Origin of the sequence: Bacillus sp. AFS015802, from assembly GCF_002561455.1 — a bacterium.
GTDB lineage: Bacteria > Bacillota > Bacilli > Bacillales > Bacillaceae_B > Rossellomorea.
Window position 1 is genome coordinate 37,487 of the sequence record NZ_NTUP01000007.1, and the last position, 14,913, is coordinate 52,399.

17 protein-coding genes and 1 pseudogene are annotated in these 14,913 nt (G+C 43.5%); 1 reads left to right on the forward strand and 17 read right to left on the reverse strand.

All coding sequences use genetic code 11. The annotated features are described in order from the left end of the window. Position 1: 1 nt before the first annotated feature. Positions 2–4,093, reverse strand: a complete 4,092-nt coding sequence (locus tag CN378_RS04405; protein ID WP_098350718.1) for a phosphodiester glycosidase family protein — start codon at positions 4,091–4,093, stop codon at positions 2–4. A gap of 284 nt (positions 4,094–4,377) precedes the next feature. Here CN378_RS04405 and CN378_RS22850 point away from each other — a divergent pair, with 284 nt between their 5' ends. Then, positions 4,378–4,509 carry a hypothetical protein gene (locus tag CN378_RS22850; protein ID WP_257141000.1) on the forward strand — a complete coding sequence of 44 codons (132 nt, stop codon included), beginning with the start codon at positions 4,378–4,380 and terminating at the stop codon, positions 4,507–4,509. An 81-nt stretch (positions 4,510–4,590) separates the two neighbouring features. On the opposite strand, the gene CN378_RS04410 is transcribed toward CN378_RS22850, so the two are convergent. From CN378_RS04410 to CN378_RS04490, 16 genes and pseudogenes are all read right to left on the reverse strand, one after another. Next, positions 4,591–4,890 (reverse strand): hypothetical protein, encoded by a 300-nt coding sequence (locus CN378_RS04410; RefSeq protein ID WP_257141001.1) that lies wholly within the window; start codon positions 4,888–4,890, stop codon positions 4,591–4,593. A gap of 135 nt (positions 4,891–5,025) precedes the next feature. Further along, on the reverse strand, positions 5,026–5,235 hold the full coding sequence (locus tag CN378_RS04415) for a hypothetical protein (RefSeq protein WP_098350720.1): 210 nt from the start codon (positions 5,233–5,235) through the stop codon (positions 5,026–5,028). 54 nt (positions 5,236–5,289) lie between these two features. Continuing rightward, positions 5,290–5,793 carry a phosphoribosylanthranilate isomerase gene (locus tag CN378_RS04420; protein ID WP_098350721.1) on the reverse strand — a complete coding sequence of 168 codons (504 nt, stop codon included), beginning with the start codon at positions 5,791–5,793 and terminating at the stop codon, positions 5,290–5,292. Next, on the reverse strand, positions 5,777–6,328 hold the full coding sequence (locus CN378_RS04425; RefSeq protein ID WP_098350722.1) for a GNAT family N-acetyltransferase: 552 nt from the start codon (positions 6,326–6,328) through the stop codon (positions 5,777–5,779). Before CN378_RS04425 ends, CN378_RS04420 begins: the two co-directional genes overlap by 17 nt. A 14-nt stretch (positions 6,329–6,342) precedes the next feature. Further along, positions 6,343–7,104: a hypothetical protein gene (locus CN378_RS04430; RefSeq protein WP_098350723.1), complete on the reverse strand. Its 762-nt coding sequence runs from the start codon at positions 7,102–7,104 to the stop codon at positions 6,343–6,345. Next, positions 7,101–7,556: an NUDIX hydrolase gene (locus tag CN378_RS04435; protein ID WP_098350724.1), complete on the reverse strand. Its 456-nt coding sequence runs from the start codon at positions 7,554–7,556 to the stop codon at positions 7,101–7,103. The genes CN378_RS04430 and CN378_RS04435 overlap by 4 nt, the downstream gene beginning before the upstream one ends. Before the next feature lie 68 nt (positions 7,557–7,624). Continuing rightward, positions 7,625–7,999 carry a hypothetical protein gene (locus CN378_RS04440; RefSeq protein WP_098350725.1) on the reverse strand — a complete coding sequence of 125 codons (375 nt, stop codon included), beginning with the start codon at positions 7,997–7,999 and terminating at the stop codon, positions 7,625–7,627. Between the two features lie 150 nt (positions 8,000–8,149). Further along, complete coding sequence (locus CN378_RS04445; protein ID WP_098350726.1) at positions 8,150–8,920, reverse strand: Cof-type HAD-IIB family hydrolase; 771 nt, start codon at positions 8,918–8,920, stop codon at positions 8,150–8,152. A 127-nt stretch (positions 8,921–9,047) separates the two neighbouring features. Further along, positions 9,048–9,893 (reverse strand): DinB family protein, encoded by an 846-nt coding sequence (locus CN378_RS04450; RefSeq protein ID WP_098350727.1) that lies wholly within the window; start codon positions 9,891–9,893, stop codon positions 9,048–9,050. 28 nt (positions 9,894–9,921) lie between these two features. After that, positions 9,922–10,281, reverse strand: coding sequence for a nuclear transport factor 2 family protein (locus CN378_RS04455; RefSeq protein WP_098350728.1), 360 nt, complete (start codon positions 10,279–10,281; stop codon positions 9,922–9,924). Next, on the reverse strand, positions 10,271–10,846 hold the full coding sequence (locus CN378_RS04460) for a hypothetical protein (protein ID WP_098350729.1): 576 nt from the start codon (positions 10,844–10,846) through the stop codon (positions 10,271–10,273). The genes CN378_RS04455 and CN378_RS04460 overlap by 11 nt, the downstream gene beginning before the upstream one ends. Next, on the reverse strand, positions 10,836–11,576 hold the full coding sequence (locus CN378_RS04465; RefSeq protein WP_257141002.1) for an HAD family hydrolase: 741 nt from the start codon (positions 11,574–11,576) through the stop codon (positions 10,836–10,838). The genes CN378_RS04460 and CN378_RS04465 overlap by 11 nt, the downstream gene beginning before the upstream one ends. A 12-nt stretch (positions 11,577–11,588) precedes the next feature. Next, entirely contained in the window at positions 11,589–12,134 is a 546-nt protein-coding gene (locus CN378_RS04470) for a GNAT family N-acetyltransferase (RefSeq protein WP_098350845.1), read from the reverse strand. 81 nt (positions 12,135–12,215) lie between these two features. Further along, positions 12,216–13,004, reverse strand: a pseudogene (locus tag CN378_RS04480) (ABC transporter permease). A 4-nt stretch (positions 13,005–13,008) separates the two neighbouring features. After that, positions 13,009–13,821 carry an ABC-2 family transporter protein gene (locus CN378_RS04485; protein WP_098350732.1) on the reverse strand — a complete coding sequence of 271 codons (813 nt, stop codon included), beginning with the start codon at positions 13,819–13,821 and terminating at the stop codon, positions 13,009–13,011. Positions 13,822–13,824: 3 nt separating this feature from the next. Next, entirely contained in the window at positions 13,825–14,799 is a 975-nt protein-coding gene (locus CN378_RS04490) for an ABC transporter ATP-binding protein (protein ID WP_098350733.1), read from the reverse strand. Positions 14,800–14,913: the final 114 nt, after the last annotated feature.

Here is a 14,913-nt window from a genome sequence, read left to right on the forward strand (position 1 = left end):
ATTAGTACTCCTCATTCACAACCGAAAATTCATCAATCACATCACCCTCTGATGTACGGGTAGTAAATGTGATGGTATCCTTCTCTACCTTTGCACTCATATACACCGCGATGTTTTCCATATTAACGTATTCAAATTTTTCGTCTGCCACTGCATCATAGTGCTTTCTGCCGGTGGTGCCCGCCACTACATAGACGGTTCCATTTTCATCTTCTTGGCCATCTTTAAGTTTCTTTGTCCGGCCGTACGCATGGTCGTGCCCGGAGAAGACGATGTCGATCCCGAGTTCATCGGCCACTGGAGGCAGCTTTTCCTTCATGATTTCATTGCCTCCAAATGGATTGGTGTAATAAGGAGGTTTATGGGTCACAAGGATTTTCCAAGGTTTATCCGAGTTCTTCATGTCTGTCTTCAGCCATTCAAGTTGCTGATTCAGTACCTCGGTTTCACTGGTAAAGCCAAGCACACTGATGTGCATGTTTTGGTAATCAACCGAATACGTACCGCCTTTGTCTGCATCAGGACCATTGTCGGGTGAGCCAAGAATCGCTTTGGCCAGACTTGCGTCATTGTCTCCCATGTATTCATGATTCCCGAGAGCCGCAATGAGATTCGTGGTTCGGATGTTTTCATACTGACTCATGATTCCTAATGTGTCATCCCATTGATTGAATTTAGACGCTTCATCGATAATGTCGCCAACGTGGATCATAAACGCCGGTTCCTGGTCGTTGACCTTCGATAGAATCTGATCAAACAAACTCAAGTCCGACGGCGACTGTGTGTCACCCAGGACGGCAAACTCGAAGGAATGGCTTCGTTTTAACGTGGTGAATTCCTGCATGTCACTCCAGGTTTCTCCGTTTCCTACCCGGTACACATATGTCGTGTCCTGTTTAAGTTTCTTCAGTGTGACTTGATTGACCCGAGCGATGCCATTTTTCGTAATGTCCAGTTCTCCATTGAACACCTCATCGCTCCACGAGCCTTTTTCCGTTTTTAGGCTCTTGTCACCCTTTTTATCATAATCCTTTTTCCTGGCGTATTGGATGATAGGAGCTTCTTCTTTGCCCAGGGGACTGGACATCCAAGTGAACGTCTTGTCTTTATAAGGATCATCTGTTGTGGGCGAGATGATATTTTTCAGCTCTTCTCCTTCCACGAGTGCCGGATAGGATTGTGTATCAAGCTTAAATGAATAGTGACCGTCTTTTACAGAGTAAAGGGTGATGTCACTTATATCATTTGTAATGGAATCCACAACGAGTGATCCGTCTTCCCCCGTTTTCCCAAGCGAGAAAGGCTCGTCTCCGGTAGAGGCAAAGATTTCAGCCCCACTTACAGAATTCCCCTCCTGATCCAATACCATCATCGTTGCAGGCTTTCCTATTAATATCGGATCTGCTTCCACTTCTAATGCTGCGTCCACTTCAACACTTAGAGGCTTCATTGAATAGGTGGAGATGAACGTCTCTTCAACAGGCTGGGCATAGGTGATTTCCCCCTGTGTCATGTCTACGTTCAGCTTGCTGCCTTCACCTGTTGATGGTGGAATGGAAATGTGGATCTTTGCCGCATCGGCTGTATTTTCTGTTTCCCCACTATTCACCAGATGGATGGTAAGAAGTCCCGACTCACTGTCATAGTTAAATGTACTTCCCGTGAATCCTTCTCCGAATGTAACGTCAGCCACTGGGAACGTTTTATCCACTTGCAGTTTCAACGTAGATTCAGAGATATCACCTGGATTGGCCGCTTTTACCGTCAGTTCGAATGCATCCCCTAAGAGTGCTTTTTCTTGATCCTGCATGATCTCAATCTTGGCAGCTCCAGTATTCACTGTAAAAAAGCCTGTTTTCACTGTCTGATTTCCAAATTTATCAGGCACCATCAGGGTAAATTGGTGCGTACCATCTGCCCACTGTAATCCGCTCAGGGACACAGAGCCGTCCATGTCATAAGAGAAATGGCCCTCTCGCTTGGAGTAATCCTTACCATCCACAAACCATTTGATTTTATCCCAATCGATACCTGTTTTGAATGGATCGTCTTCATACTCATGCACGTTTGCTTTTAAATTCACTGAGCTCGTTGTATATTCCTTGTCTTCTGCATTTACGGACTCGATGACCGGTGGATATAAGTCATCCACTTTTTCGCCGTAAACCGCACGGATATTATCGACATAAAGAGATCCCTTTGTCATTGGTCCTGTTATGCCGGACTTCGTGGACATCATTCGGATTGCCTGCGTGCCTGATAGTTTAAAAGGCCCTGTAAAAGAGTCCGGGATATCGGCTTCGATATATTTCCATCCGACCCAGTCGATCCCCGGTTTCTCACCGGTCAGGTTAATCGTTTGATTCTTATTGTTTCCATCCACAATCATCATTCTAAGCCAGTACCCCTCGGCTTCAGGTGTTCCATACACCCACATTCCTATGCTCTGTGGATCTCCTTCAATTTCCCTATTCACTCCCGGTCCGGCATATACTCCAAGGGTCGTTCCGGTTTGGGCATCAGTGAAATCAAAGTCAAGCTTTAAGGAATGATCTCCAAATCGGACCGGAGCAGGATAGGTTGATCGATTCAATGTCGCCTTCTCTCCCCGATTCGCCGTCGAAGTCTTCCACGTACCTAAATCATTCTCAAAGTCAAACAACACTTTTGGAAGAGTTCCTACTGAAATTTTCACCTGAGCTGACAGGTCGGTATTTTTCAGTCGGGCTGTAATCGTTCCTTTTGCACTTTGGTCTTTCGTGTGAAGGACACCTTCCTCATCAATCGTACCCAGTCCTTCCGGAATATCAAACTCGATGTCCTTAAGGTTCCAATCGACTACCCGCTTTTCAAATGTGGTGATCAGTCCCAATGGAATCTCACTGTTTCTGGCTGCTGTCAGTTCCGGTGAAGAAAAAGAGATGGCATCAGGTGTGGCCATTTCAATGATGCTTTTACCGACCTCTTTTCCTTGATGCTTTAACACGACGTGCAACTGACCTGTTTTTCCGTTTGATTGGAAGACCCCATTTTCATCAATGGTCCCAAATGACGGATCTGATAGTTCCCACGTCAGCCCGGAGTCTGGCAGAGGAGCCGAGGCCATTGCCTTATCTCTCCCTTTTGCACTGAACTGGACGGTAGATCCAGGAGTGAAGGATGTGTCATAAGGGGAGACGTAGGCTGAATCAAAGACATGATCAGAAGGCTCCTTTGACACTACCAGCCATGAGTTGGCCACACTTCTCTCACCGCGGTCAGAAGGCATATTATCAACCTCGAGATCATCCCCTCCTAGTGTACGGGTGGTAAAAGTAGAGGATCCTCCACCATCCAGGTTAAGAGCCGAAACCGCCCCTAAATCAATCATCAGTTGAGCTAGATCAGGCATGGAGATGCCGCTGGAATACGGCTCCTGCCTGCCGTCGATCACTGCGAAGAACACATCTCCATCAGCCTTGATTCCGACAGCTGTCCGAGGCTCTTTTTCCTCTCCCGTTTGGGGAGTTTGGTAGACTTGACTGTTCTTGACGAGAATCGCATTCCCACCGAGGGCTTCCTGCAAATCATCCTTGACCCCATCATACTCGGCCGTGCTTCCGATGACGGCTTCACCGGACTTTTTCACACCAAAGAATCCCCACCCCTGACGAAGCTGAGCTTTGACAGCATTTCCATCCTTGAACACAATCCCGGTCGGTTCCCCTGTCGCCATGTTATAAAAATCGGCATTCACGGCAGACACCACTTTATGGTTTTCGCCATCTGCGGCACTTGCCTGCTGCCTGACAGGCTGCAGTCCAAACGCCGTCCCGTCATTCGGAGTTCCCGCTTCAATCGAGACACTTGGGTTCTGTACATCTACATCCACTACGAAACTCTCAATCTTCTTCCCGTCACTGCCTTCAAAGCTGTAATGCTTCTCCATGACACCCGGAGCAAGATCAGCACGGTACTCGTTAATAGGAATCTGCACTACCTGTGACTGGAGGTCAAACTCCCCCAACGCTTCTGCCATATTCGGTAAAATGACGCTTCCCGCGACGGCAATGGATAAAACCACAGGCCAAACCTTCTTCTTGAATCTCCTCATCTTTAAGCCTCCCAATCTCGTATTCGCTAAAATCCATCAGCATTAGACAGGTTTATCATAACGGAAAATGTTTAATGAAAAGTAAATTATTTGTAATTTTTAGATAATGAAACAAAAAGGGGAAATAGGGCCCATTACTTTCATAACAATAGAAAAGAAGCTGAAAATCCGGTTCGCGATTTTCAGCTTCATAAAATTGAAAAAATCCCCATATCTATCCGTAAAGATAAATAAGGGGGAGATAAGTATGAAGAAACTAGCTATAACATTATTATAAGGTGGATGTGGAAAACAGTAAGAATGGTGAAACGAGCACGGCGACCGTAGCGGCAAGAATAAATCTAAATGAAGACGGGAAGATTGTCTCCATTCGAAATATGGATGTGGGTGGATTATTGGAAAAATTAAATCAGTAAACTCTTGGACACAATCATGGGAACTTCTAATCTAAGAAGTTCCCATTCGTTTATTAAATAAAATAATAAGAGCCTGCTAAATTAATGCCTTTCCACCTTCAATACATCCTCAGAAGGAGACAGATACTCTTTATCCCCCAGTGTGAAATCCCCTTTTTGACGATTGATTTCAGCATACTGAACAGCTTTACCCTCGTTAAGAAAAACAAGTAAGTAAATATCATCTCTACTACTGATATTGCTCCGATCTTCATATTCAACCCCCAACTGCTTTTCAATATGCTCTTCGGGTGAATAGGGTTCAAACAGGTAAGCTTTGTCCCACTTGAAGTCTGCTATTGAATTGACCTCAATTTCCCTGTTGTTACGATCTTTAACCATAGAATATACGGACTTCTCGAAGTCTTTATTATGCTTAACATCATTGTTATTACAGCCAACTACCATAACTACTACGAGAAAGAGGGAGAAAGGCAGGCTTCTCACGGCAAACATCTCACTTTCTTTTCATGAAAATTAAGCTGATGGCCCCCCACCACCACCTGTTTGATGATTGGCATTCGTGGCTTGTTGAGAATGTTGAGCCGACTTTTGATAAGCTTCATCTCTTGGATCTGACGAATTCTTTTTGATGCTGTCTCCATAAAACTCCATTTTCCTTGAACCGATGAAAATACGGATGGCAAAATATAAGATGACGATCCCCAGAAAAATCAAGAAATACATGATCACACCTCCAGCATTTAGGACTTTCCTTATATTTACTGTAACATAAATGATTTATGAGTTTTTAATTAACTCATGTTTCAAATACTCGATCTTCCCCAAATCCTTATGATTATTCTGATCTGCCCGATAACTGTCTTGGGAGGAAGCTTCGTACACACGTAAATACTGCTCCGGATTTAACAGATAATAGTTCACTTCTCCTATTCGATGAATCTCTAAATCTTCTATTCTCACCCCAGAGAAGTCCGGCAACGTGTCAATGATACCGAATTCCACAGATTGTCCCTCCTTCCAAAATTCATGTTCATGCAGATCAATCAGTGTATAGTCCATTGACTCCATGATCTCTACAATCTCACTCCAGTTATGTATGGAAGTTTCAGCCGGCACTTCCCAGCCCCTCTTATCACCAGGCACGTGAATGTCCAGATCCTGTGCATCCCAGCTTCTGCCGGTGACCACTTCCAATCCCACCGAGCCCATTAGCAGTGGCGTAATTCCAATCCCATTTAGTTTCCCGGCAATCTCAATAAACTCATTAAACTTTTGATTCATAGACAAACTCCTCTCTAAGAATACTCATCCGCAGACGGTCTACGAACTCTCCGTTTCTCAATCGATCCTGCCTTAAAATGCCTTCTTCCACATATCCCATTTTTCTGTACGATTTGATGGCTTTTTCATTATCGATCTCCACCCTGAGCCAAATCTTGTTCAGCCCGAGCTCCTCGAATCCCCATTGAAGCATCTCGCGCATGGCGGCTAACCCATAGCCTTTGCCCCAGTAGGCTTTATCCCCGATCGCAATCCCCATTTCTGCATGCTTATTTAAGCGGTCAATATTTTTCAAATCGATCCAGCCGATGTGTTTGCCATCATCAGTCATGATTGCCTTTTGTTCATATCCATTGGTTTTATTGATGCACATGTCGATCCAGGCACGGGTTTCTTCCAAGCTGAAGGGAGGATATTTTTCCGGCATATTCAAATGCTTGGTTACTTCTCTGTCCAGACACCACTGATAACGGTCTTCTGCATCGTCATACGTTAATTCTCTTAATGATACGGTTGGCCTTTGAGGTGTTTTCATTGTCGTTTTCTCCTTCATGCTTGAATGCTTCTGTAATGCTTTAATATTTCGATTAGAATTGCTTCGTTGTATCCCGTTTTCCCATGAATCCTTTCAGCCCACTCGGACACCGTTTCAAGCTTCGAGTCTTTCATCAAACCTTTTGTTGTACTGAGAAAGCTTTCCCAATTATAAAACTCCCAATGGGCCGTTTCGGATTGGTACGGGATTCTGCACTCCAATAATGGATGGTTCTTTATCATATGTTGAGAATGCTCAGCAGCCTTAAGAAAAGTATCCATCTCGATTCGTTCAGTCTGAAAAACTTGTTTGGATACTTTTCCATTCGGTCGATGGTACAGAATTTCAGTCCCTTCTGCATGAGCTTGAACCTGCACCCCTGCAGCAGGAAAGAAACCATCTAATTTTTCGTTCGAGTAATCGGGACTCTGCGTATCTATTAATATCGGATTCAACCATTGATCGCCCAGGTCACAAAGAAACCGTTCCCCTTTTTCATTCAGAGCGATGACGGCCGCATGAGCCTCCTCCGTTCCAAGGTTATGACCGATGGGATACGCCTCGATTCCATCCCTTTTAAACTCATCCAGTAGCCAGAGTGCCAAATCGAAGCAATTCCCCGACATGCCAAATTGTTCCCGATGCTCCCGCATGAGAGATACATCCCGCTGTTTCTTCACGCTTCCCTGGTGATAAAACCAGACTTTCGTTAGCGTCTCCATTGGGAAATCATTAAACCTGTTCCATGTGTTTAAAATGCTATCTGAAGCAATCATACTTTCACCCCGGATTCTATGTATGACATGATATATCTTTTATATTCATCCGTCAGCCCATCCGGCAGTTCATTCAGTTTGAAATATTGGACTGCAACCGATTCGGATTCATCCACTTCCATTTGTCCGCCCACGTCCTTTGTGACGTAGACAGCCGTGACAGAATATAACTCATCCCCATTTGATACTTTGAAGTAATAGTCCTGTCCTGAGAAGATATTTACCAGGGTCAGTTCCCCAATATCAAATCCGGTTTCTTCCTTCACTTCTCTCCTTGCCGTCTCCTCTAAACTTTCACCAAGCTCCATCAATCCTCCGGGAAGTCCCCAGCCACCGTCTGTCCGATGTTGCAATAGCAGTTCATTGTTTCCGTTTAGGATGATGACGACAGAACCAGGGAGAATTAAAGGTCTGGTGCCGACGAGTTTTCGCAGATCTTTGACGTAGTTCATTATCTTTCCTCCCTTGACACGTGTCTCAATCATATTTTCATGCGATATGAATACAATCCAGCCTTTTTTTAATCTTTTGCCAGAGTAAATGTTTCCTCCTGATCATCCCACTTCACCGTGACCTCGACCTCAGTATCTTCACTCATTTGGGCATTAGTGGGATCGGATTCACTGCTATGACGAATCACACCATTCTCCTCGAGGGTCACACCTGTTCTGCCAAATCCGCCAACTTCTTCTACGGCATAGGCAACGTTACCCACAGAATCAATGTCCTCCCCTTTATACTTCAGGACAAAATCCTTCTTTTCAAAGTCACTGGACTGTTTGACGTTTAGTTCGGCATGCCAGTGATCGGATTCTCCCGAGAAGGAGAAATCTTTGGTGTTGCAGGCTGTTAAAAGAAGTATCGTTCCAACTAAGAAAAGCATTTTCTTCAGCATGTACTCATCCCCTTAACTTGATTTTTCCCGATGTGTTAAATCCCCCTCCATCACAATCTTGCATCCATCTTCAAATAATTCAACAACCGTAAGACTGGTATCATGAATAAATGGTGGATCCCATAATCTCTCCATTTAAGCGGGTATAAACTAAATAACACTAAATTTCTCCAACGCAAATGAGATCCCATCTTCCCCAGATGTTTTCGTGACATAATCAGCAACCCTTTTCAATCTGTCACTTCCATTCCCCATCGCAACCCCCAGGCCGGCCAATTCCAGCATATCCACATCATTATCCCCGTCACCGAAAGCGATGGCTTCTGATGGATGAAGACCGTAGTATGCTAATACTTTCTTTATGGCCAATGACTTTGATACGTCTTCTTGTAACACGTTTAAAACGTATGGGTGCCATCTTCTGAAGGTTAAGTGTGGAAACTTCTGCTGATAGGATTTCACCACTTCATCACGTGCAAATAAACACATCAGGTAGACATCCTGTTCACCAATAAGATCGTCCCTCTCTGGATATTCATCCAACGACAACGTTTCCTTCAATGCCCTGGCTATTTCTTCTTCCTCTACCCCATTCATACTGAAACGTTCTGTATAGAAAGAAAGGCCATGCTTGCCATGGGCAAACCCCACAATCTCCTTCACCAGGTTCCGGTCCATGGGAACCTTATGAATGACTTCTTCTCCATGTTTCACATATCCGCCATTTGCTGTGATGAACGTATCGATTCCTAAATCTTTTATTTCCTGGCACATGGATAATGGCCGGCCTGTTGCCGCCACCAGTTTGAACCCTTTGTTCTTTAGTGTGCCTATGGCAGCTTTTGTTTTATCGGGTATACTTCCATTTTCGTGGTGTGTAATCGTTCCATCGATGTCAAAGAAAACGATTTTGTATCTCATTTGTTTCCTCCTGTACCAACAGTCTTATTACTGACAATTCCAATTATTCCATTTTATTGACAGTAACTCAATAACTAGTTATAAAAAAAGAAGCTTCTCCTTCGAAAGGGATAAGCTTCTCCACTCCTCACACTTGATGAATGTTCCTTGTTTCTTCAATCTGTTCAAGATGACCTTTAGCATGACCTGCCACCATTTTGATCATTCTCCTGACGGTCAGTTCACCCTGGTCTTCGGTTTGGATCTTTCTATTAAGGGAGTCCGGTATACTCTCGCAAAGATTGAGTATGTGTTGCCTTATCAATTTAAATAGAGCAACTTCCGTCTCAATGGATCGATGTGTATAATGGGTACCCGATTCCCATTCGTTCGGATCATATGGATTGTTCTTATAATTCCTGCCATCTTCAGCAAGGGCGAACTTCATGCGATGGAACATGGTGAGATCCGAATCAATGAAGTGCAGCACAGTTTGGCGGATCGACCATTTCCCTTCAGCCCTAACCAGATCTAAATCAGCTTCAGATACTCCCTTTAGCACGGTATCGATTCGATCAATCCCACTTTTATAAAGTGACAGTATCTCTTCATCTGTCATAAACAGCTCTTCCCAATGGGAGACAATGTAGCCATCTGGATCCTTTACCATGATTAATTGACCAAACCCAGGATCTACTTCCAGGTCAAAATCAAGCTCTTCTCCCTTGAATGTCTCCTTCAGTTTCTCCACTTCCTCACCCATCACATAAAATCGCTGGCCGGGATCAGGTTTGACAAACGCAACATCCGTATACTGCTTGAAATCCCCATTGTCACCCTCTGTGAATAATACAGCTCCCCCACTTGGAAGATTACACTGGGCAATAGACCCCTTTCGCCACTCCTCAGTCCAACCAAATACGTGACGATAGAATGAAAGAGACCGTTCAAGATCATCCACCTTTAAAACCAATCTTGGCTTTGCACGTTGCATATTTTCACCCCTATAAAAAAATTAACGTTCATTCATTACTAACCCTGGTACCTTGATGAAAAACCATCTGCCATCTTTCATCTATCACTTTCCAAATGGAACTCCTTAATGAATACTGCTGCGTTTCCTCATTGAAAATTCTATAGGTAGCCAATACGATTTCATCGGATAAGGGATGGATGACGAAGTGGTCCATTGTCATCCGTACTGACCCTATGCCTCCATCACTGATTTCCTCGTCTTTATAAAGAATCTTACCCGAGCTGCCTACTTCAAAAAAATCTGTTGCAAGAAGCCGGGTAAGCTCTGTTTTGGATGCACGGATTTCAGGTTTTAAAAGATCCAATTCCAGTTGATGAAGTTTCTTTTTTAGTTCTTCATTTACCACTATCTATTTCTCCTTTCGACTTGTCTAATTGAATCTCATACTTACCTAGAATCTCCTTTATAACGTCGTGATCCGAGACAACAATGTGATAAATCCATCTATAATGATCTCTCTGCAAAAAATTCACTACTTCTTCGTACTCGCTTTTCTCCAAAAATACAGAAAGAGCATTAAGCTCGAGCCAATTGATGATGATATGAAGATAGGTGGAAAACTCGTCCCTTGCACCATTTGGATACCCAACTGGAACTTTTGGATATATAATTTTCAGCTCTTCTATTGCTAATTTAATTCTATGAAAATGCTGAACGGCAAACCAATGGATTTGTTCATGGATAAATGTAGAAAGTAGAATATTTTCTTTCCCAAAGTGTCTGGTATTTAATGATAACACCGGGTGGCTATGAGGATAATCGGCAGATTCGTTAATGATTACAACATCTGTAAAGAAATAATTCTTTAAATTGTACTTTCTTATTAAGAAGTCCAACTCTGTTCTAACCCGAATCTCATTAACCGTGTTGTTTTTACAAGTTATTTGAATGCTCACTGAACTATTTCCCACTGCTACCCACCAAAATCTCTCTTATTTCCATAATGGAAGACACAATGGCATACGGAGTATGATCCGTTGGTTTTTCTTCCTCTCTAACATTGACCCATATCGCTTCCATTCCTGCTTCGATGGGGCCCACTACATCATGCGTCCACGAGTCACCTATGAATATCGTCTCTTCAGGTTTCTTATTAAATGCTTCTAGAGCAATAGTATATATTCTTGAATCAGGCTTTCTAATACCTAATGGTTCTGCATGAATGATCTTATCTTGGCTGAATATATCCCCTAATCCCATGTTGTTTACTTTTTGTTGAGGGTCATAAAGTCCGTTTGTAACAATTCCAACTTCAAAATGTTTATTCAGTTCATTCATTAAATGTAATACGGATTCATCGGCAGTAATAAAGTTCATACTTGTGTTAAGAAAGAGTGATTCAAGCTGATCGATTTCCTCAATGTCTGCTTTCACTTCAAAGGAATCAAGAGCACTCTTCCACCTTTCTCTTTTGAATTCAAATGTATTTAGTTCACCACTTACAAGTTTATCTATTAGAAATCTTGGAGGTTGTTTTATTTTCTTCAAAAATTGTTGTTCATCCATTCCCATTGTCAACGGATGCTCCGCTAGCGTCTGTACCAGTCCATCATCAAACCAGGACGAATTTTCAAGCAGCGTGTCATCCAGGTCAAATAAAAGAAGGCTGAACTTTTTCATTGGCTTATATGTCAGTTTCATAGTAATCACTCCTTACGAATGAAACCGTCCCATCACCACGGTATCGTAGTAACGTCCATCCGCTAATAATTTATCTCTTTTCAAAACTCCCTCAACTTCAAAACCATTGTTTTTATAAAGCATGATGGCTTTTTCATTGGTTTCGAGCACATTCAATGTCATTTTCTTAATGTCGTTGCTGTCTGCCCAGCGTATGCTCTCTTTTAGTAGATTTTTCCCGATGCCGTATCCCCAGAATTCCCTTAATATGCATACCCCGAACTCCACCTTATGAGCGGCACGCTTTAATGATGTCCCCTCACATCTGGAGAAACCGGCAATCCTGTCATCGACTTCACAAACGAGGAAGAGATTTCTCGGACTCTCTGAATCTTCTTTGATGATTTGAATGAAGCCCTCTTTATCTATGTACGCCTCTCCTCTATCCCTGTCCATGTTTTCCGTTTCCCCATCGACCTGCAGCCGGACTTCTGACAGTTTCTGTGCATCACCAACGTTAGCCGCTCTGATGACATAGGTTAGATGACGAATATGAAATTCTTTTGGATGAATGATAATATCGATCCACTCCCCGCTCTGGTGCTTATTATTCTCCAAAACTATTATCCATTAATTTCTAATTCCTAACAATAGTGAACTTCAAGAAGTAGCACTCGAATACCTCCCCAGCCCTTTCCTCCACAAGAATCTCGTAAATAGCGAGATCATTAAAGTCACCAACAACATTCCCACCATCTGCACCCATGAAACCCCATGAAACAGAGCATACGTCGGAACCGCCGCCACAATTCCAACGGGAACGAGTGTATAGAGTAGCCACTTAATCATAGGTGGATACAGATCAACCGGATACTTCCCCATCGTTCAAATACTCGAAAACAGGATGAAGCCACCGCCAGTTCTTCCGAGCCAGAATGATAATGTTCCGATCCACATCCTGAAGGAGTAGCTGATGATAAGAGAGCACGATAACAAAAGGAGAAACTGAATAAAATGAAGAAGCACCACCTCATCCAAATGGAAAAAGATTGCTCCCGCTACTACCGTGAACCCGAGTATGATGTCTGTGAGTGCCCATACATTGCAGCTCCCGAAGCTCGACAAGAACTGGGCATTCTCCGGTAGTAAAAGCGTTTCATCCAAGTGACCGTCCACGACCTTGTCTGGTAGGGATTCAATATTACTCATGACGAAAAGGGAAAGGACACCTGCCACCAATTGGTAGACTCCTAATAACGTGATGATTTCTAAAAATGTCCATCCTGCCAGTGAATCTGTAAACTGAAACACAATGCGGAGGCCAAATACCCCGCTTGCGAAATAGAAGAGTGTTGAGACTGCCTGAGTGAGAAAATTCACCCGGTAAGGCAGCTGGGTCATGAGCGACGTTCTAAAGAAAAGAAATACTAAAGCAAGCTTTTTTCTCATCTTATCAACCTCCAAGAGCAGAATATCTCTTAATGCCTTTATTATATAAAAAGGTACTGAAAAGATTCAGAATGATAATCCAACCATACTGCAGAGAGAGCCCGTGAATGATAGAGATACCCCTGGTCCCGGTCAGGACTTCAGCAGGGAAGCCCAACATCCCATAAAAAGGAAGGGAGTATAACCAATCACTGAAACCTCCCTGTATGAGAAACAGCGGAGCCACTTCTCCCCCGATAAAAAAGATGGCCACTTCACCTGCATTGACTACTGATTGTGTTTTTTCTGTCCAGAAGGCAGCAAGGGTCAACAAGTAAAGCCATAGAAAACGAAGGATGCAGGCATTGATCACAGTCAGGATAAAAAGACATACCCTTGTAAAAGACGGTGTATTGTCAGGGGCTAACCAGACCCAAAGGGCGATGATCAGGGGGATGGAAACCGTATAGGACACCATTTTCACAGCGAGGTTTTCCCCAATGACGACATACAGCAGGTGATGGTGCTTCAAAAGCAGGTTGGTCAATTCACCGTTGTAAATCTGCATGCCAAGCATATGGTGTTCATACGAGACCGTCAGCTGTCGCACCATGACAATCGCTAAATAATAGATCAGAAACTGACTGGATCCCCAGCCTCCAACCTCCTGCCCTTCTGCTGTGACCGTTTGCCACACAAATAACGAAACCAACGGTGTGATCAAATGAGAAAATACGAGAAGGTAAATGAATGACCTCCAGCTAAACACATCCATCGTCTTCCATATCGTGTAGCCTTTAAGGAGACGCACTGAGTTGAGAACTCCGATTCTATTCATCGATCACACCACCTCATTTGCATATAATTGCTGGATCGTATGTTCAAAAGGCGGATGCTCGACAGTTAAGTCAAGAATAGAATAATCCGCCAGTAAGCGGGCGGTCACGGAAGGAACGTGTTGATTTGAAACGCGCATGGTGTATTTACCATCCTTTCTCTCTACGATCATCTGAGATAAGTCAACAGGCAACACGCTGGATTGATTGAGACTAAACACAATAAATTTATAGGGTGTCAAACGGGCGACTAAGTGGGCGATCCCCCCATCGAATAACAGCCTTCCTTTATCAATGACCAACATTCTTTTACAAAGCTGAGTCACATCCTCCATGTAATGAGAGGTCAACAGGATCGTTGCATTGGTTTCCCGGTTATATTCTTTCAAGAAATGCCGGATGCGCTGCTGGGCATTGGAATCAAGACCGATCGTCGGTTCATCCAGAAAAAGGACCTCGGGATTGTACACGAGTGAACAGGCTAAACCACAGCGCATTCTCTCCCCTAACGAAAGAGTTCTAAGCGGCTTTTTATAATAAGGCTCGATCTGTAACCAATCGACGATTTTATATAAATCCCTGGTGAATTCCCTATAATCGATATCATAGATAATCCTCTGCATGTGAAGTGCGTCCAATGCCGTCAAATCAGCCGGTGCAAAGAGAGGCTTGCTTCCCCTGATCAGGGCGATTTTCTTCAAATAATCATGTTGTCGCTGATGAGGTTTGTATCCAAGAACCTTCACTTCTCCATGTGATGGATGCAGAATCCCGCTGAGCATCTTCAAGGTGGTGCTCTTCCCTGCTCCGTTCGGCCCGATAAAACCCACCATTTCCCCTCTCTGAATGTCAAACGAAAGATCCTTTACAGCACTAACCTCCTTTTTTTCTCGTTTAATAAAACTGGATATGGCTCCTTTGAGTCCTGATTCCCTGACAGGGACTTCATAGACCTTCCCTACATTTTGAACCTGCAGCATCGTATCTCTCCTTTTTTATCGATTGAAAATTCCCCATTATTTACCTATACTTTAATGGTAGCACTCTGTTGCAAGGTTCGAGGGTTAAGTAAAATAGACGTTGAAAGAGCATTG

Bases quoted from the DNA above. Each gene is read 5' to 3' on its own strand.
- CN378_RS04405 (WP_098350718.1), bottom strand. From the start codon at position 4,093: ATGAGGAGATTCAAGAAGAAGGTTTGGCCTGTGGTTTTATCCATTGCC.
- CN378_RS04410 (WP_257141001.1), bottom strand. From the start codon at position 4,890: ATGGTTAAAGATCGTAACAACAGGGAAATTGAGGTCAATTCAATAGCA.
- CN378_RS04415 (WP_098350720.1), bottom strand. From the start codon at position 5,235: ATGTATTTCTTGATTTTTCTGGGGATCGTCATCTTATATTTTGCCATC.
- CN378_RS04420 (WP_098350721.1), bottom strand. From the start codon at position 5,793: ATGAATCAAAAGTTTAATGAGTTTATTGAGATTGCCGGGAAACTAAAT.
- CN378_RS04425 (WP_098350722.1), bottom strand. From the start codon at position 6,328: ATGAAAACACCTCAAAGGCCAACCGTATCATTAAGAGAATTAACGTAT.
- CN378_RS04430 (WP_098350723.1), bottom strand. From the start codon at position 7,104: ATGATTGCTTCAGATAGCATTTTAAACACATGGAACAGGTTTAATGAT.
- CN378_RS04435 (WP_098350724.1), bottom strand. From the start codon at position 7,556: ATGAACTACGTCAAAGATCTGCGAAAACTCGTCGGCACCAGACCTTTA.
- CN378_RS04440 (WP_098350725.1), bottom strand. From the start codon at position 7,999: ATGCTGAAGAAAATGCTTTTCTTAGTTGGAACGATACTTCTTTTAACA.
- CN378_RS04445 (WP_098350726.1), bottom strand. From the start codon at position 8,920: ATGAGATACAAAATCGTTTTCTTTGACATCGATGGAACGATTACACAC.
- CN378_RS04450 (WP_098350727.1), bottom strand. From the start codon at position 9,893: ATGCAACGTGCAAAGCCAAGATTGGTTTTAAAGGTGGATGATCTTGAA.
- CN378_RS04465 (WP_257141002.1), bottom strand. From the start codon at position 11,576: ATGAAACTGACATATAAGCCAATGAAAAAGTTCAGCCTTCTTTTATTT.
- CN378_RS04485 (WP_098350732.1), bottom strand. From the start codon at position 13,821: ATGAATAGAATCGGAGTTCTCAACTCAGTGCGTCTCCTTAAAGGCTAC.
- CN378_RS04490 (WP_098350733.1), bottom strand. From the start codon at position 14,799: ATGCTGCAGGTTCAAAATGTAGGGAAGGTCTATGAAGTCCCTGTCAGG.